This window comes from Corynebacterium kroppenstedtii DSM 44385, from assembly GCF_000023145.1.
Classification (GTDB): Bacteria; Actinomycetota; Actinomycetes; order Mycobacteriales; family Mycobacteriaceae; genus Corynebacterium; species Corynebacterium kroppenstedtii.
On record NC_012704.1, the window covers coordinates 1,635,051 to 1,653,272 of the forward strand.

Annotated in this window: 13 protein-coding genes and 3 tRNA genes; 4 read left to right on the top strand and 12 right to left on the bottom strand. The window is 55.1% G+C overall.

Features of this window, described 5'->3' with window-relative positions:
* Positions 1–143 precede the first annotated feature (143 nt).
* From tig to CKROP_RS06795, 3 genes are all read right to left on the bottom strand, one after another.
* Entirely contained in the window at positions 144–1,631 is a 1,488-nt protein-coding gene (tig, locus tag CKROP_RS06785; protein WP_012732001.1) for a trigger factor, read from the bottom strand.
* 104 nt (positions 1,632–1,735) lie between these two features.
* Positions 1,736–1,812 (bottom strand) — tRNA-Pro (locus CKROP_RS06790).
* Between the two features lie 686 nt (positions 1,813–2,498).
* Positions 2,499–2,573 (bottom strand) — tRNA-Gly (locus CKROP_RS06795).
* Positions 2,574–2,921: 348 nt separating this feature from the next.
* Here CKROP_RS06795 and CKROP_RS06800 point away from each other — a divergent pair.
* Together CKROP_RS06800 and CKROP_RS11705 are read left to right on the top strand one after the other, a co-directional pair.
* The gene (locus CKROP_RS06800) at positions 2,922–4,700 is read left to right on the top strand and encodes an ABC-F family ATP-binding cassette domain-containing protein (RefSeq protein WP_012732002.1); all 1,779 of its coding nucleotides are present in this window, start codon (positions 2,922–2,924) and stop codon (positions 4,698–4,700) included.
* Positions 4,701–4,945: 245 nt separating this feature from the next.
* Positions 4,946–5,182, top strand: coding sequence for a helix-turn-helix transcriptional regulator (locus tag CKROP_RS11705; RefSeq protein ID WP_081429426.1), 237 nt, complete (start codon positions 4,946–4,948; stop codon positions 5,180–5,182).
* Between the two features lie 179 nt (positions 5,183–5,361).
* On the opposite strand, the gene CKROP_RS06805 is transcribed toward CKROP_RS11705, so the two are convergent.
* Positions 5,362–5,838 (bottom strand): ribose-5-phosphate isomerase, encoded by a 477-nt coding sequence (locus tag CKROP_RS06805; RefSeq protein WP_012732003.1) that lies wholly within the window; start codon positions 5,836–5,838, stop codon positions 5,362–5,364.
* 4 nt (positions 5,839–5,842) lie between these two features.
* Entirely contained in the window at positions 5,843–6,484 is a 642-nt protein-coding gene (locus CKROP_RS06810) for a mycothiol-dependent nitroreductase Rv2466c family protein (protein WP_012732004.1), read from the bottom strand.
* Between the two features lie 149 nt (positions 6,485–6,633).
* Between CKROP_RS06810 and pepN the strand changes: the two genes are divergently transcribed.
* Entirely contained in the window at positions 6,634–9,375 is a 2,742-nt protein-coding gene (pepN, locus tag CKROP_RS06815) for an aminopeptidase N (RefSeq protein WP_012732005.1), read from the top strand.
* A 70-nt stretch (positions 9,376–9,445) separates the two neighbouring features.
* On the opposite strand, the gene CKROP_RS06820 is transcribed toward pepN, so the two are convergent.
* From CKROP_RS06820 to CKROP_RS06845, 6 genes are all read right to left on the bottom strand, one after another.
* Entirely contained in the window at positions 9,446–10,162 is a 717-nt protein-coding gene (locus CKROP_RS06820; RefSeq protein WP_012732006.1) for a DUF8185 domain-containing protein, read from the bottom strand.
* A gap of 26 nt (positions 10,163–10,188) precedes the next feature.
* Complete coding sequence (locus CKROP_RS06825) at positions 10,189–10,656, bottom strand: acyl-CoA thioesterase (RefSeq protein WP_237698406.1); 468 nt, start codon at positions 10,654–10,656, stop codon at positions 10,189–10,191.
* Positions 10,657–10,722: 66 nt separating this feature from the next.
* On the bottom strand, positions 10,723–12,393 hold the full coding sequence (gene ettA / locus CKROP_RS06830) for an energy-dependent translational throttle protein EttA (protein ID WP_012732008.1): 1,671 nt from the start codon (positions 12,391–12,393) through the stop codon (positions 10,723–10,725).
* A gap of 234 nt (positions 12,394–12,627) precedes the next feature.
* Entirely contained in the window at positions 12,628–13,245 is a 618-nt protein-coding gene (locus CKROP_RS06835) for a single-stranded DNA-binding protein (protein WP_041628863.1), read from the bottom strand.
* Between the two features lie 493 nt (positions 13,246–13,738).
* Positions 13,739–14,266: a Dps family protein gene (locus tag CKROP_RS06840; protein WP_012732009.1), complete on the bottom strand. Its 528-nt coding sequence runs from the start codon at positions 14,264–14,266 to the stop codon at positions 13,739–13,741.
* Between the two features lie 200 nt (positions 14,267–14,466).
* Positions 14,467–16,689: a bifunctional copper resistance protein CopD/cytochrome c oxidase assembly protein gene (locus CKROP_RS06845; protein WP_012732010.1), complete on the bottom strand. Its 2,223-nt coding sequence runs from the start codon at positions 16,687–16,689 to the stop codon at positions 14,467–14,469.
* A 127-nt stretch (positions 16,690–16,816) separates the two neighbouring features.
* On the opposite strand from CKROP_RS06845, the gene CKROP_RS06850 reads away from it, so the two are divergent.
* Positions 16,817–16,893: transfer RNA gene (locus CKROP_RS06850), tRNA-Arg, on the top strand.
* A 413-nt stretch (positions 16,894–17,306) separates the two neighbouring features.
* Here the strand turns inward: CKROP_RS06850 and CKROP_RS06860 are convergent.
* Positions 17,307–17,792, bottom strand: a complete 486-nt coding sequence (locus CKROP_RS06860) for a hypothetical protein (protein WP_012732011.1) — start codon at positions 17,790–17,792, stop codon at positions 17,307–17,309.
* Between the last annotated feature and the right edge of the window lie 430 nt (positions 17,793–18,222).

Here is an 18,222-nt window from a genome sequence, read left to right on the forward strand (position 1 = left end):
GCACCCCAGACTAGCTAATTCGATGAAGTGTGGCTCGCCTTTTGCGCTCTGTTCGCTGTTAGCGTGCGTCGGTATGAGATGCCGATGCCCCCACACCTTTCAGGGCGTGGGGGCAGTGTCGGAATTATCCGCAAGTCAACGGTTTATTTTTCAGCGTTCTCTGAATCGTCATCGGTGGGGGTTGCCACGGGAGCTTCCGCCGCTTGATCGAATTCAGCCGATTCTTCGGTCTCGGTGCCAGACGGCGTTGCTTCACTGTTTTCCGATGCCTCGGCATCTGCGGACCCGGTAGAAGTCTCGTCGGTGTTTTCTTCTTCACCGAAGTATTCTTTCGGATCGATCTCGTTGCCATCGGTGTCCTTGACCGACACCGTGCAAATGGATTCAGCCAAAGCCTTGCCACGACGAACATCGGCGTAGAGGGCACCGATCTGGTCCGACGCCTGAATGGCCTGCATGAACTGCTGAGGCTCCATGCCGTACCGCTGGGCGGTGAACATGATGTGCTCGGTGAATTCCTGCTGGCTGACCTCTGGCTGGAGCTCATCAGCGAGAGTGTCGAGGAACAGCTGAGTCCGCACGGCCTCTTCTGCACTGGACCGGGTGTCGCGATCGAACTGTTCGCGGCTGCTGCCCTGGGCTGCGAGAAGCTGGTCAAAGGCTTTCTCATCACCATTGAACTGCTGGAGAAGCTGGTTCAACTGGCCCTTAACTTGCTCTTCGACAACGGCTTCTGGCAGCTCGAAGTCGGTCTTTTCCAGAGCCTTTTCGAGGACCTTGTCCCGGATCGACGACGCCTGCTCAGCCTTCTTGTTTTCCTCAACCTGCTTGGCCAAGGATTCACGAAGCTCGCCGATGGTGTCGAACTCCGATGCGAGCTGAGCGAAGTCATCGTCAGCTTCAGGAAGTTCACGTTCTTTGAGCGACTTCACAGTGACAGTGACCTCGGCCTCTTCGCCTTCGTGGTCACCGGCGACAAGGTTCGACTTAAAGGTCTTTGATTCATCAACCTTCATGCCCTCGAGCGCGTCGTCCAAGCCCTCGATGAGCTCGCCGTTGCCGACCTGGTGGGAAAGGCCTTCGGTCGTGGCCTCGTCAACAGGTTCGCCACCCACGGTTGCGGACAGGTCAATGGAGACGAAGTCGTCTTTCTGAACTGGGCGCTCGACTGCCTTCAAGGTGCCGAAACGTGCGCGGAGGTTGTCCAGCTCAGCGTCGACAGCGGCGTCGTCGGCAACGAGCGGATCGACTTCGACTTCGATGGTGGAGAAATCAGGAAGATCAATCTCCGGACGGACATCAGCCTCTGCGGTGAACTCAACGAGCTCGTTATCTTCCAGCCGGGTGATGTCAATGGTCGGTTGCGTGAGGACCTTGAGGTCATGCTCTTCAACAGCCTGGCTGTAGCGGCTGGGCAGCATGTTGTTGATGGCCTGGTCGAGGATAGCCCCCCGGCCAAGTCGCGCCTCAAGAACGCGCGGAGGAACCTTGCCTTTACGGAAGCCAGGGAGTGTGACCTGCTGCGCCAGCGAGCGGTAGGCTTGGTCGATCTCCGGCTGAAGCTCGTCAAAAGGAACTTCGACAGTAAGCTTTACGCGAGTCGCGCTCTGTTGCTCAACGGAGCTCTTCACGGATGCACACTCCTGTGGTGTCGTTGGTTATTTGGAATACAATTTCTCTCTATTTGTGGAGACCCGGCCTGCCAAACGTCGTGTCTGACCGGCCGGGCCACTCCTGGTCGGGGTAGCGGGATTCGAACCCACGACCCCTCGCTCCCAAAGCGAGTGCGCTACCAAGCTGCGCCATACCCCGGTATGAAAGAAAGTCCACCGGCCACGAGTGCCGAAGACAACTAGAGTCTACGGGCACCGTTTTTGCCACTTTCATTGACCCCCACTATTCAGCGTTATCCACCGCAAAATACGTGGTGAAAGAGCTTTTTGTGATGTTACACGGTCAGCTTAGGGGTTAGCAATGGAGCGAGGCTGCGTCATTTTCTACTCTCCGCTGTGACAGCAGCTCTATGCCTTAATTCCTATGCCTTACGTTCCCTGTCTCACGACGGGGACTGCCGCATGATGACGGCATAACCTGTCCAAAAAGTGTCCACACCGCGTTTTGTCGTACAACCCCCGGGAAGAACCCAATTCCTGGGCTCGAAACGCCGACGCACCGAAGAAGGAACCGGTACACGGAAAACTGCGGGAAACTACACCTAGAGCCTAAAAGTGCGGGGGGATACGCGTCCCAAAACAAAAGTGCGGGGCTATATGGTCAATTTTCGGCCATTTTTCGCCCATATCCCTCCGCAGTTTTCACAAAAGACCCCGATATACCCCCACAGTTGTCCCGCACGCGGACACACTATTGGCGTATAACACTGAAGAACCCGTGTGGTCATATGCATGGTCATACGACGAAACCCGGCTAGTTCTCCGCAAGCGTGGAAAACCAACCGGGTGATATTGTCGTCGGGACTCTCTATGTCTCCGACATAATGGAGGGAATGACGGGAATCGAACCCGCGTCTTCAGCTTGGAAGGCTGAGGTATTAGCCACTATACGACATTCCCATTGCGAAAAACGGTACCTGAGCACGTGAAACACGGCTGACGCGTACTTCAAGGCCCACGAACCTTCTTTCCGCGGTGTGTTGCCATAGTACATTTCGTTCGCGGTTTCGCAAAACCCGAACTCCCCACAAATTACGCATTCCCGATCCCGCTACAACGCTGCCTTTTAAACGCCGCTTTAACCGTCGCACGAACAAAAACGCTCACTAGTGCAGAAGCATCAGCTTCACACGAGCAGCCGCGTCGCCAATTAGGCAAGCACCACCAGCAGCAATAACGCCCAGAATGTCGGTCACCTAACGGCCCGTCGCGTAAAATAATGGTGACGACACTACCCCTGGAGGAACCATGCCTACCGATACTCCTGCTGCCCCACTATCAGGCGATTCTTCCGCATCACTGACGGCAACAACCCTCTCCACTGATTTATCCCAGACGCAGCTTATCGCCAACGGCGTCAGTTTTGATTATTCGGGAGTACCGGTTCTCCGCAACATCGACCTCACCTTGTCAGCGGGCGACGTTCTCGGGCTGGTCGGCGATAACGGCGCTGGTAAATCGACGTTAATGTGGGTCTTCTCTGGCCGACGCAAACCCACGAGCGGCGTCGTCACCCACATCGGGCAACGTGTTCTTGGTTCCCAGGAATTAGAGGCCCCCTTTGATTCGACCGGAGCGATGCTCATTAAAGAGGCACTGGGGCCGTCACTCCGTCGCTTGCAAGCATTCGAGGAGGCCACGGAAGCACTTGCCGACGCGGAGACAGACGAGGAAGTTGCCCGAGCAAATGAGCGGTATTCCACCATTTTCTCCGATGTCACGGCCCACGATGATTGGAATGCCGAACATAACGCGGACATCATTCTCGACAGCCTCGGCCTCACCAATGATGACTCAACGACTGTCGATGGCGAACCGCTGCTCTCACGAAGGACAGCCGATCTATCCGGTGGCCAGCGGGCGCGTCTTGGGTTAGCGCTCACCCTCATTCGCAATCCCGAGATTCTCCTCCTCGACGAGCCCACAAACCACCTGGACGACCGTGGCAGAGAACTTGTTATCGATCACATTCATAACCACGCTGGCGTGGTTGTCGTCGCTACGCATGATCGAGACTTTCTCGACGCGGTGTGTACCCAGATCGGCGATATCGTGCCCCGGCGCGAGGGAATTCACATTTTTAGGGGCAATTACACCGCTTATGACAAGCACCGTCGGCATGAGCGCGCGCTGTGGGAGCATCAATGGAAGACGGAGCAGAGGGAGAAAAACCAGCTAGAGCAGGATATTGAGGCGCATCATGAGTCGGCCGGTCCGAAGAAGGCGAAGCGGGACAACGAAAAGGTCATGTATGGGATGGCCGGTAACCGGGCCGAGCGTCAATTGTCCCGACGAATCCGTGCGGCGCGGCAACGTCTCACCGAGCTCGAGGAGAACGGTGTGGAACAGCCCCCCGCAGTTCTCGGTCTCGATGCACCCTTGACGGCGCCCGTACCGCGTCGTCGGGTCGCGGCAGGATCCGAGGAGGACTTCGCCATTAAATTACAAGGACTCGTCGTCCCTGATCGTGTCCGCGTAGGGTCTTTGACTATTCGCCCGGGTGAAAAAGTAGTGATCACGGGGCCGAATGGAGCAGGCAAGTCGTCATTGCTCGGGGCTATCTCCGGCGCGGTGCCGACAGAGAGCGGGCAAGTTCGCATTGGGGAGGGCCAAAGTGTCGGTGTTCTCCGCCAAGAGCAGCGATGGGATGATCCCACACAATCAGCAGAGGATCTGTATGCATTGGCACCCCACCCCACTGTGAGCTTCGACGAGCTCGGACTGCTGGCTCCTGAGGACGCCATTCGGCCCGTCGGGGACCTCTCTATAGGTCAGCAGCGACGAGTAGCGCTTGCGCTGATTGCAGCCGGCCCGCCTCATATTCTCCTTCTCGACGAGCCGACGAACCACCTCTCCGTGGACTTGATTGAAGAGGTGCAGGATGCCATCGCGAGTGCTGAGGGAACAGTGCTTGTTGTCACTCACGACCGTCGGATGATTGAGCGGTTGGAGGCTCGGCACCTGATTGTTGACCACCACGAGGTGGTGGAAGGGCAACGAGGGCACCGTTCAGTCGAGTTCCAATAATTAGTTTTGGCAACCATACCATTATCAGTACCCCTACTATGGGGTAATTTTTTACCGGCTCGATAACGAATAGTTAACGATTCTTTATCGGGCAGAAATCTGCAGATTCTTTGGTAAGCAGCGCCTTTAAACGTGGGTTGAACACATACGGGGGTGTAATAAGTAGTTTAACGGACTTCATGCCAGTTTAGCTGGAGTTTTGCTACATAGCGCTCCCCTATTTTTCGGGCGTACACTCCTGACTCATGACACCGATCCTTCTTGACAAAGACTCAGGACACGAGCTGTGGACCGCAGCGCAATGCGCTGAGTTTTCTGGTACAGCGCGGGGTACATTCACCAGCTATGCGGGTCGTGGTCGCGCACCAAAGCCTGTAGCAAAGTTTCAAGGATTGACTCTCTGGGATGCTGAAGACGTAAAGCATTGGCACGAGAATCGAGTTGACCGTAGGAGAAAAAACGACTCCGACACCGACGGTTAAGCGCCACCCTGACTAGGCCATAACCACGCTGTCCGATGATGAATGCTACTCTTCGGTGGAGGGCGAGCTGAAAGAAGATAACACCGGAAAAGGAAAAGCATCTCTTGCACATTGTTGCGCAAGAGATGCTTTCTTTTATGGCACGTTCGTGCCCGAGCCCCGACGGCAGCCCGAGCGGCCTACTGGTCTTCGGGCAACGCGGGTGCCATCCCCGTACGTTCATACTCCGCGAGGACGTCAAGCCGCCGCTGGTGGCGTTCCTCATTTGACCACGGCGTTTCGATGAAAGCGTCGACAATCTCGAGGGCTTCCTCCTCGGAGTGCTGGCGAGCCCCTAAACCGATGAGCTGTGCATTGTTATGCTCCCGGGCAAGCTTGGCCGTCTCCACGGACCAGGCCAAAGCACAGCGGGCTCCCTTGACCTTGTTGGCAGCGATCTGCTCACCGTTTCCGGAACCGCCGATCACGATGCCCAATGATCCGGGATCGTTCACGACCCGGGCAGAGGCTTCGATGCAGTAAGCAGGGTAATCATCCTTGGGATCAAAGGAATGAGCCCCGCAATCGACGATCTCGTGGCCGTTCTTTTCCAAATGAGCAGCAATAGTATTTTTCAACTCGAACCCAGCGTGGTCCGCACCAAGATAAACGCGCATAGTTCTAGGGTAGCTCAGCAGTCTTGTTTTCTGGCATCTCTGTGCGAGATCGTTTCAATTCGAAGAAATGCGGGAACGCTGCCAAGGCCACTGCCCCATCGAAGATTCGTCCCGCATCTTCCCCGCGCGGTACACGGGTGATCACTGGCCCGAAGAACGCGTTATCGCCCAACTTCAGCACCGGCGTCCCCACGTCGTCGCCGACCGCGTCCATCGCGCCCTGGTGGTGACGGCGTAGCGAATCATCCTGCTCAGTGGAGTGTGCCACCTCGAGATACGACGCCGGAAGGCCAATCTCTTCCAAGGCATCGCGGAGCACGTCGTCGAATCCCTCGCCGGCGTGAGCGTCCACTTCTTTCTTATCGTGAATCCGGGTGCCCATTGCGGTGTAGTAGGCGTCTAATTTCTCCGGATTTTCGTCGGCAATGAGGGCGGCAACGCGAGCTGGGCCCCACGTCTGTTTCATCATCTTCTTGTAATCGTCGGGAAGATCATCATTGTTTTCATTGAGAACCGACAAGCTCATAGGATGCCAAACCACAGTGATATCCCGGACTTTTTCTACCTCTTTAATCCACCGGGATGTTACCCAGCAAAACGGGCAGGAGACATCAAACCAAAAATCGACTCGTTGTTTGTCGGCCATGTCATTACCTCCATGATCTGTACGTTGGCGCTGTGCCCACCGAGGGCTCATTGCTCCCGCGATTTTTCATCACCTAGTAGTCTCAATATCTGGGAACTTTATGCTCTCGCATATTCCAAAGCCCTCCAGCGAAAGGACACAACGCAGGAATGTCATCAACTAATCTCACCTGGCAAGAGGCCAAGGACCGGGCCGCACTCATTGGAGTGGACCGGTACTCCATAATTTTAGACCTTACTGACGGACATGGGCTTCCTGGAGAAAAAACCTTTACGTCAAAGACCACAGTGTGGTTCCACACACGCGACGGTGTGTCGGAGGGCGATCTGGAGCAAGGAACCTTCCTGGATCTCCGCGCCTCGCGGGTAACATCTGTGCAGCTCAACGGGACCGATGTCACGACCGATGCGATCCGTTATTCGGATAACCAGTATGACGAGGAAGCCGGTATTCAGCTTCGCAATCTGGAACCTGGCGACAACCGCGTCACGGTGTGCGCCGAATGCCGCTACTCGACCTCAGGTGAGGGACTTCACCGTTTCGTCGATCCCGCGGACAATGCGGTCTACCTGTACACACAATTCGAAACTGCCGAGGCCAAACGCGTCTTCGCGTGCTTCGACCAGCCGGATCTCAAGGCCACATACCGTGTGCAGGTCATCACGCCTGATTCGTGGCGGCTCATTACTAATGGCCCTGTCAGCACCACGGTGATCTCTCCCCGCACGGGTATTCTCACGACCGACGGCGACAACCCACAAACAACGGTCGCCATTCACGAAGCTGAGGTTGATTACCCTCTCTCTACCTATTTAATTGCTTTCATGGCGGGGCCGTACACCGAAGCCACCGATGTGTGGCGCGGAACCATTACTCCGCACCCCGAAACATCGGACAAATCAACCGAAACGTCGGACGAATCGTCCAGCCAGGAAGTCGAAATTCCCCTCGGTCTTTATTGCCGACGGGCGCTGGCCGAGCACCTCGATTCCGAAGAACTGTTTAAGGAAACAAAACAGGGATTCGATTTCTACGCTAAGCACTTTGGCATCCCGTATCCATTTAAGAAATACGACCAAGTGTTCTGCCCTGAATACAACATGGGGGCAATGGAAAATGCCGGGGCCGTCACGATCCGTGAAGACTATGTGTTCCGGTCGGCCACCACTCGGTACCTCTACGAGCGTCGCAATGACACGATCCTCCACGAGATGGCGCACATGTGGTTCGGCGATCTCGTCACCATGAAGTGGTGGAATGACCTGTGGCTTAACGAATCATTCGCCACCTGGTCCTCGGCGCAGGCTCAAACTGAGGTCAGCGAATTCACCACCGCGTGGGTCACATTCGCCCACGTCGAAAAGGCTTGGGCATACGCGCAAGACCAGATGTCGTCCACGCACCCGATTTCGACGGACGCGTCGGATATCGAAACCGTCGACCAGAACTTCGACGGGATCACCTATGCCAAGGGCGCGTCGGTTCTCAAGCAGCTAGCCGCTTATGTCGGGCTCGACGAATTCTTCGCCGGTGTACGTCTGCTTTTCCAGCGCCATCAGTACGACAACGCGACCTTCGATGATCTCCTTAACGCGCTCGAGGAATCGTCGGGACGCGATCTGTCCCAGTGGGCTGATCAATGGCTCAAGACCACCGGCGTCAATACCTTGTCCGTCGATGCGCAGGCTAAAGACGGGGCCTACACCTCAGTTGCTGTCAAGCAGAGTGGTGCGCAACCGGGTGAAGGCGAACACCGCGATCACCGCATCGGCGTCGGCGTCTATTCCCTCCAGGATGGTGACGTCGTTCGCACAGCTAACACCGAGCTGGATATCCACGGTGAGAGCACCGACGTTCCTGAACTCGTCGGCACTCCCGTCGGCGATCTCATTCTGCCCAATGATGGCGACCTGACATATGCGCTCATCGATCTCGATGATGCTTCCAACGAGTTCGTGCTGAATCACCTGCCGGCAATTAAGGATCCCATGGCTCGCGCTCTGTGCTGGTCGGCGGAGTGGGAGCGTCTGCGCGCTGGTCGTTTGCGCGCTCGTGATTTCATCGCGCTTGTTGAGCGTGATCTGCCTCATGAGACGGAAACCGCCGTCGTTCAGCAATTAGTTCGACAGGTTGTGTCCGCAGCGAGGAACTATGCCGACCCGACGTGGCTTGCCGACGAAGGCTGGGATGCGGTTGCTCAGGCTTTGGTATCGACGGCACGCGCGGCTGCTCCGGGTAGCGATACCCAGCTCGCGGCGGTCAAGGAGCTGCCCAATGTGGAGCCCACCGCCGAGACTGTTGCTATCGCGCGCGCGATTGTCGATGGCACCCCGGAGAGTGTCGAACTGGACGGTCTCTCCATCGATACCGATATGACGTGGCTTGCGATCAAAATGCTTGCCGCGTCCAGCGGTTCCCAAGGGGTGTCAGAAGATGAGGTCACAAAGCTTATCGACGAAACCTCCGCGAACGACCGTTCGTCATTGGGTGAACAAGCGGCGATTGCGGCGCGGGCGCTCCTGCCAACGCCGGACAACAAGTCTCGCGTGTGGGATGACATCATGGGCGAGGATGCGTCGACGCTGTCGAACCGCCAGTTGTTGTCGAATGTCGCAGGATTTAGGACTGCCGGCAGTGACGAGCTCTTGGCCGGTTACCGCGATCGTTATTTCGATGAGGCCCTCGGCGTGTGGGAGAACCTCAATGGCGAGATGGCTCTGCGCGTGCTCGCGGGAATGTATCCATCATGGGATACATCGGACGAGGCTATCGCTCGAGCCGAGAAACTGGTTGCCGACGAAGAATTGCCCGCTGGTTTCCGCCGACTGATCGCGGAGGGTAAGGATAATCAGCGCCGCTTCGCTGCAGCACGTGAACACGACCGGAGCTAAAAGCCATAGCCTCGATGTCTCCTGAACTGGGGACGCCGAGGCCTCCCCGGCCATACGGTCCGGGCTGGGCCTACATATTAAGTAGGTTCAGCCGATTCCTGCGTTGTGCAAGGACCGTTCCCAGCCTGGTATCCGTCCTGACCCAGAGAGGCGAAACGGAGACCCGCATAATATCGCCTCCGATAAAACCGAGGCTTCCCAAGGCGATAATGGCTCGCGACGTGAGCTGCGCCGTCTCTTCCGTCGTCGGCGATTCGACGGTCATAATCTTCTGGTCCAACAGCGATTGAGCTATCCCCGCTGGCCCCGATTCTGCCGTGGCTGTGTCACGGACGTCGTTATATAACGCCGCAACGGTGTCTATCGCTGCGTCATCAATATGGGTGAATGTCTCTGTCAGAGGCACAGGTCCGGGCCACATTCCCGGCGTACCGGGGTGCTCCAGCGAAAGAGTTATCGGACCACCCTCCCGAGAGTGGAAAGAGGTCGACGCATCGATGGCTCGCCGCACGTTCGAACAATGCGTGATGACGTCACGAGCCGAGTCATTCCCCCACACACCACGGACCCGTCGCAGCCCAAAGGGACCAAGTGGCGTGGTGACATAAACATCGAACCACTGATGACGCTGGTCACGAGCCTCGATGGCAGCACCCGCAGCATTAGGTTGGCGAGATCTGGTATTCGCAAGATGAATCCGAACCAACGCCGTCGAATCGAGGCGTTCTGCTCGAGACATGTATGTGAAGAGGTCTCGAGCAACGCCGTGCTCAATAGTTATCGGCATGGTGTCCCCTGGATGAGGCCGGTGGATTACTCCGTAGAATCCGGAGGCACGAGTTGATCAATATCGGGTTCATTATCTTGGCCTCGTTCGATTTCTCTCACGGGGCGAGTGATCATGGACTCGAGGAGCTGCCGTTCACTGTCCGTAATTTCGCGCGGAGAGCTCGACCGCATATCGATAGCAACCTGCGTAATCTTCACTTCGCAACACACGATCCCGTCGCTATCGAGGATCAGTTGGCGGACACCAAAAGATGTTCGGCCGACCCGGGTCACTTCTGAATTCACGGTCACGGTGTGGCTGGATGGGGAAATTCCGCGTCGGTAATCCAATTCGGCGTGGCGCACAAATACCTTTGGTACTGACCCGTTACCAGCTATGGACTCCATTTCGTTCAGAAGTGCGACGCGTGAATCTTGTGAGAACTCGAGATACGCCGAGTTATTGACGTGACCATACATGTCGAAGTCGGACCACCGAAGTGGCAATGACACTGTATGGACCCTGCCACTACGTCCGAGTACTTCACGAAAAGGCATAATTCACCATGACCTAACGAATTAGCGAGTTAACTTCCGGTGAGTCACACGGTGGGGACGCGCAGCTTCTTCACCGAGCCTATCGACCTTGTTCTTCTCATAGTCCTCGAAGTTACCTTCAAACCAGTACCACTGGCCTTCGGCAACATTGCCTTCCCAGGCGAGAATGTGTGTACACGTGCGATCCAAGAACCACCTATCGTGGGAGATCACAACAGCACACCCTGGGAATTGTTCAAGCGCATTCTCCAAGCTGGAGAGAGTTTCGACATCCAGATCGTTGGTGGGCTCATCCAATAGGATCAGGTTACCACCCTGCTTCAAGGTCAGCGCCAGGTTCAAACGGTTACGCTCACCGCCGGAGAGCACCTTGGCTGGCTTTTGCTGATCAGCACCTTTGAAACCGAAAGCCGAAATATAAGCGCGCGATGGCATTTCGTTCTGGCCGACGATGATGTAGTCCAGCCCGTCAGAGACGACTTCCCACACGGTCTTTTCGGGGTCAATGTTCTCACGGTTCTGGTCCACGTAGCTGATGTCGACAGTTTTACCGACTTTCACCTCGCCGGAATCCGGCTCTTCAAGCCCCACAATCGTCTTGAACAAGGTGGACTTACCCACACCGTTCGGGCCGATAACACCGACGATGCCGTTACGAGGCAACGTGAAGGACAGGTCTTTGATCAGGGTACGGCCATCGAAGCCCTTGTTGAGGTGGCTGACCTCCACAACCTGGTTGCCCAGGCGCTGCGGGGTCGGAATTTGGATTTCCTCAAAGTCGAGCTTCTTGTATTTCTCGGCCTCCGCAGCCATTTCCTCGTAACGCTGCAAGCGAGCCTTATTCTTCGCCTGACGTGCCTTAGCGCCCGAGCGCACCCACTGCAGTTCCTGCTTCAACCGCTTCTGCAGCTTGGCGTCTTTCTTACCCGCAACTTGCAGACGCTCAGATTTCTTCTCCAAGTACGTGGAGTAGTTACCTTCGTAGGGGTACAGCTTCCCGCGATCGACCTCACAAATCCACTGGGCAACGTGGTCGAGGAAGTAACGGTCGTGGGTAACAGCCAACACCGCGCCCGGATAATTACGCAGATGCTGCTCCAGCCAGAGCACAGACTCAGCGTCCAAGTGGTTGGTGGGCTCATCGAGCAGCAATAGATCTGGCTCAGCCAACAGAAGCTTGGCTAGTGCTACACGACGACGCTCACCACCGGATAGCGTCGTCACTGGCGAGTCTGACGGCGGACACCGCAGCGCATCCATAGCCTGGTCGATCTTCGAATCCAATTCCCAGGCGTCGGCAGTGTCGATCTTCTCCTGCAGGACGGTCATGCGTTCCATGAGCTCATCGGAATAATCCGTCGCCATCTTTTCGGCGATTTCTTCATATTCACGCTTGACTTCCCAGATCTCTCCGAGGCCTTCTTCCACGTTGCCGCGGACGGTCTTTTCCTCGTTGAGTGGAGGCTCCTGGAGCAAGATCCCCACAGAAGCGCCGGGATCGAGGAACGCCTCACCATTGGAGGGCTGATCAATTCCCGCCATAATTTTCAAGATCGACGATTTTCCGGCGCCGTTTGGCCCCACCACGCCGATCTTGGCCCCCGGATAAAAAGCCATGGTGACGTCGTCAAGAATGACTTTTTCTCCATGCGCCTTGCGCACGTTTTTCATTGTGTAAATGAATTCACCCATACAGTCCTCAACTCATTTTTCTATGCCGCACGAACCTAGCATTCTCTGCTCACCTACTATGGCCGATGACCATAGGGTTCACCACCTCGAAAGCTAATCTCAAGGATCAACCTCGAGAGTTAAGAGGTGGGATGGTCCCCGCGCAAGTTCCTCAGCAAAGTCTAACCGTTGAGGGTACGCAAGCACGGTGCTAACAACAACCAGTTACGACGACTCCTTCACGGAGGCACGCCCTCATGCGCTAGCCAAGGCGACATCCCGTGTGTATGAATCCTCCTGTTCGCTCAAATGCATGGAGTTCCTCAGGGCTGTGGAGTCGGCGGAAGTGCTCGAATCACTCGACGAGCCCTCGGGGAATGGATTTCCATCCGACGTGACCGTTCCGTCCCAATCGGTGGAGAGACTCGTCACCTCCCCTGATCCCTTGGCTGCTCCAGCAGAGGAGCCGATTTCCAACGGAACCAAACGTCCTAGGCGGCTAGTCATCGCGGACGTAATAACGATCCTGTTGAGGTCAACTCCAACGTGAGAGGCCTTGATTCTCACGGAGCTCCGCGTGATCTTCTCCCCCGAGTCCAACGTCGCCTCCCACGAATGAGTGATCAGCCGACCGTATATAACAACTGGCATCCTCTTCGTTACCGATTTCAAACAGTGTGTGGCTAGTGGACCGGACATCTGGACGTCGATAAATAATGAGTCAGATGACTGCCATACACCATCGTCGTCACGCCAACGACGATCCGACGCAACGCGCATAGTTGAGAAAGGGGTTCGACCCGATGGTGTTCGATCAACTGGGTCACTGACGACGTTTCCCACGACGGTGACCATTGCGGAATTTTGTGCCATGACGTACCTACTCTCCCTCCTACGAAGGGCGCTCCCGGTAACGGCTGAGTAGCTGAGTAGCTGATTAGCGCAGTACCGTGAAGTCCTCATCGATAGAGACGATCTGAAAATGACAAACTCAGAGTGGCACACGGTGGTCCGGAAATTAGGCCTGTGAGGAGCTCATCGGGGCGTCCGCTGTGGATAACCAAAGTTATCCACAGATTTTTATTCACCCGACTTTCTTATCCGCGCAGTGAATCCACACGGTGAAAAAGATCCGTGAAACAAAAAATAACGCCCCGTGCCGACAGAAGGGGTGAGTGCCGAAAGTAGGTGTCGCCGATACAACGGATAATCGCATAGCGATAAAGAAAAACCGGACCGCGCTATCGCACAGTCCGGCGCATGTCATCGGAAGGCCTCGTCATGACTTCCGATGACGAACAGGGAAACACGCTGCTGAAGCCCCGTTTAAGGGTTCAACTAGGCGCACAGTGAAGATCGATATGTACTACTTTCCAGATGGAGTACGGGTCTCGGCGCTGATGAACCAAGCCTGCTGCTCCAGCTGCTTGATGTATTCGTGCAGCAGATCAGCACTCGTCGGGTCAGCCTCGTCAACGCGGTCGTGAACCTCACGCATGGTGTTGGTTGTCGCGTTAATAGCCTCGACGACGTGGGAAATAGCGTCGTGAGTAAGGATCTCTCCTGCCGGGAACTCCGGAAGGGACGAACCTGCGGCTACAACAGCCGTGCGACCATCGGGAATGCCATTCAAAGCACGCATACGCTCAGCGATTTCGTCGGTGCCTTCACGAGCAACCGAAACAAGCTCGTCTAAGTTCAGGTGCAGATCGCGGAAGTTCGGTCCGAGAATGTTCCAGTGAGCTTCCTTGGCAACCAGGCTCAAATCGATGAAATCAACGAGAACCTTCTGCAGATCAGAAACAACGTCGCTAGGAGCACTAAAGGCTGGAGTTGTTTGAACAGAGCTTTCAGCGGAAGCCGAACGCCCAACAGATGCTTGCGCGGAAGTCATATCTTTTTCCTTCTCTCGATAAGTTGGTTTGTCGTCTCAGAGCTACGTGGACTGTGCCCGATACCGGGCTTTTCCTTCGCTCTGCCCCTAATTATACACCCTTCCTATACGCGTGGCAACTATTAATAAGCTGGCTTTAGATAGGGCTTAGCTATTGCCGACTTTGAGCCCCGGCGAGGCTAATCCGGCCGGTTATCAGCTCAGTCCCCTTCACTGGACCTACCGTTCCCTGAACCTTTTCCACTGTCATCCTGCTGCTCAGCGTCAACACTGCCGGTTGGCTTATCGGCAGGCGTTTTTGCTGATGAGCGGCGTGCCTTCGGTACGTTATGGTGCTCAAACTTCTTCTGGTGGAAGTAACTCCGCACCTCGTCAGACGAATAATCTGAGCTGTAGTAGTCCTGCAGTTCCCGATCCCCTGCGCCAGAGTTCAGCGCCGCGAGCATCTCGTTGTAGGCATTGAGTTCGGCCTCGTGGGTGCGGTCAGCCCGACGCTCATAGCGTACTGTTTCTTTACTATCTTCCCGACGCCACTGCAGGAAGTGAGCCGCTGTCACGATTAACAGCGGGATCTCGCCGGTTGCCCACGCGATCTTACCGCCCAGGTTCTGATCAGCCATGTAGTCGACGTGCCACGGGATACCGAAGGTTTCATACATCGGTTGCCCGAGCGGGTAATTCAACTGCATGAGGGCAATCGCAAACCAAGCGTGGAACGGCATTGTTCCTAAGATGGTCACCATTTTGATGAACGGAGACGTATGGCGAGGTGCCGCGTCGATACCAATTGATATCCAGTAGAAAATGTACCCGGAGACCAAGAAGTGAGCGATCATGAATAGGTGACCGAAGTGATACTTCATGAGAGCCTCAAATAGAGGCGTGAAGTACATAATGTAGAACCCAATGACGAACTGTGCAGCAGCCACAACGGGGTTCGTTAAAAACCGCGAAACCGGGTTATTGATAAAAGCAACAATCCACTCACGTGGCCCAGGGACACCGTCGCGGCCCGCAACAGGCAAGGCGCGGAGGAATAAGGTCACCGGACCAGCCAAAACCCAGGCGATCGGGATCGCCATCGACAAAATCATGTGCTGGATCATGTGCATCGAGAACGACACCATCGCGTACATCCCGAGGCCAGAAGACGTCGCGAAAAGTAGAAGAATGTTCCCTAGTGTCCACCACAACACTCGGCTAAAAGGCCACTCCCCGCCCTTTTTCCGGAGATGGACGTAGGCCCACACATATAAAACTTCCGCAATTATTGCGACGGTTCCGTAAATCATGTCGAACCGCACCATGCCGAACAGACCACCCCACGACGGTGGCTTCGTCAGGCTGAAGCCCAGCTCAAGCTCCATGACGTTAAGGTTCAGCTCTTTCGGCAAGGGTGGCGGAATGCGAGACAAAGATACAGCGACGCCGATTGTCGCCGCCATCACGACCAGTTCCACGATCGCAATTTGAGAAAAGGCGAGTCGGTCCGACGGATTCTTTTCCAGCTTGGGAATCGTCATTCGTCGGTGGAGGAATCCAAAAATGCCCAGGACGATGAGCAAAACCGCTTTGGCTGTAATTACTCGGCCATAATTACTGGTCAGGAGTTCATCGACGCGGATGCGGAGCAACGCATTAACTACTCCTGAGATTGCCAAAACAATAATCGACACCAATGCTAAGAAGCTGTATCGCTTGACGATAACGTCCATGTGGGGCCCTTTGCGCAGGGCGTGCTGGATCATTGCTGCCAAGCCGCCGACCCACAATGCACAAAACACAAAGTGCCACAGGTACGAATTAACGCCATAGTCGTGATTACCACCGGCCGCTGAGTGTCCTTCAAGGCTAATAGGTATCAACGTCACCAGGGAGAAAGCGAAAAATAGCATCTGGAAAATCCAGCGTCGCGTCCCTAACGACCACACGACAGTGATCAACGCGAAGATAGCGACCCACATCCAGGAACGCGCCACAGATACTTGGTCAATCGCTTCCCCCCAGTGCGCCGGGCTGAGCGTCGTCGACAATGGTGCCCCCGAAACGTCCGACAAACTCATCGGGATAAGCAGCAGTGCGAGAACAGCCCATATAAATAGGCACCACGTGCCTGTTCTGCTTGTTTTATACCCGTCGACGTCGAGGTAACCATCTTTCCGTGGTGGTGTGCCAAATGCCGACATCAAGAATGATCCGACCCCAATGAAGCCGAACATCGTGGCCAGACCACGGACAAAGGGAAGGCCGAAGGATACCGAGAAACCAGGGTCGGGAATTCCTAGCGCAGACAGTGATTCGCTATACAAGGAATAGCCGATGGCCGCCCCCACTATTCCCGCCACGAGCCCGGCGAGCACAAAGTAACCGGTAGCTGACCGCACAGGCACCGAAGAACCAGCTTTCGTCTTTACCTCCGTCATACTCCCAACCCTACCCAGCGCGGAGACGATCTAATCAACCCGAAGGACCAGTTATCAGCAAAGAGTTCAGTACTGTTATATTCGTCTAGTGGGTTGCGACGAAAGCGCAACCCACGATCGATAGAATGCCCCTGTAGCTCAGTGGATTAGAGCATCCGGCTTCTACCCGGAGTGGCGCGGGTTCGAATCCTGCCAGGGGCACCACACGACCGATCAGCTGTCGGATGCCCCAACATAAGTGTCTGTTCAGTGGTGCGGACAGAATCCCGGAGGATTGTGTCCGCACCACCCTTTGACACTTATTCACCAACAGGCACCAATACAAAAGCCCACGACAATCCATGAGCACATGTGAACCTTTATCTCCGAGTGCCGAGTATCTTTACTGTGTAGCGCTATTTCCTAGGCCTACTATAAATCAAATATATGACCCCGACAAGAGTTCCGAACACGACCGTTTTTCCCCAATCCTCCCACGAAAAGGGGTCATCTTTGAAAACCAAAGACCACAAGTAGAAGAAAACGAGAAATCCCCCGGCCATTCCAATCCACCATCGAATAGCTTTCAGGACGTTTGTGGTTCGCTTCTGCATCAGATCCTCCTTCCGATCAATCTCCTATTTCCAAAAGGCACACCTAGCTCCATAAAAAGCTAGCACGGCGGCAATAGCTGCAGCATTCCGCTTAACACCCTGTTTTGCTAGGTATGCAACCGCTTCTTCCGCAGCTTCGAAGTACTTTTCCTGTCCTATCAAAACAGCAATGGCATTGACATGAAATATTTCTTTAACATCGTCCTCGACCTTCCCTTCCATGCAAGAAAGGAATTTTTCAGTTCCACCGAGGCCAAAGGCGTATTCATTTGCTACTGTTTCGTCAGAAAAGAGTTCATCAGGAGTCAAGCCGACAACCGCTGCAGCTTCAGCCGTCTCCTCTTCGCCCACATTATCAACTAGGACTTCTTCCTTTTCTTTACCACTTTCCACTCGGGATAGTTCCTTAAACGACTTCGCAGCAAGTTCCACTTCGTGCGCCTGTTCAGAGGTAAAGTTCTCCAATTGTTTCTGATCAGTCGAATCCGTTACGGGCGTAGCGACTGCCATACCCGCTCCAGCCAAGGAAACTGATAAAGCAAGGAGTACTGAGGAGATAATCCGTCCGTGGCTCATCCATATTACAAGCCATTCCTTTCAGTGAATTTTTCAACCTACAACCTGTAGGCATCCTTACTTTTAATACCGAGACGTAAGCTGTCTATAGGTTTTATAAATTAGGTTGACCTACACTCCGAGCCGGGGGATATGTTAGCCTTGCACCAAATTTTTCAGATCATCCATTCACATACATCAACTGGACACTAATGACCGCCACGCCGCTGTTATGTAGCACAAACCAGACGCGCCCCGCCACATCACGCGACGCACGATACCTCCTGCTTGGGAAGTATGTTTCAGTCGTCTGACAGCATCAGTAGGTGCCCGGCATCGTTGATAGCCTCCACTCTCATGACACCCATCCGTATAGTACTCGGAG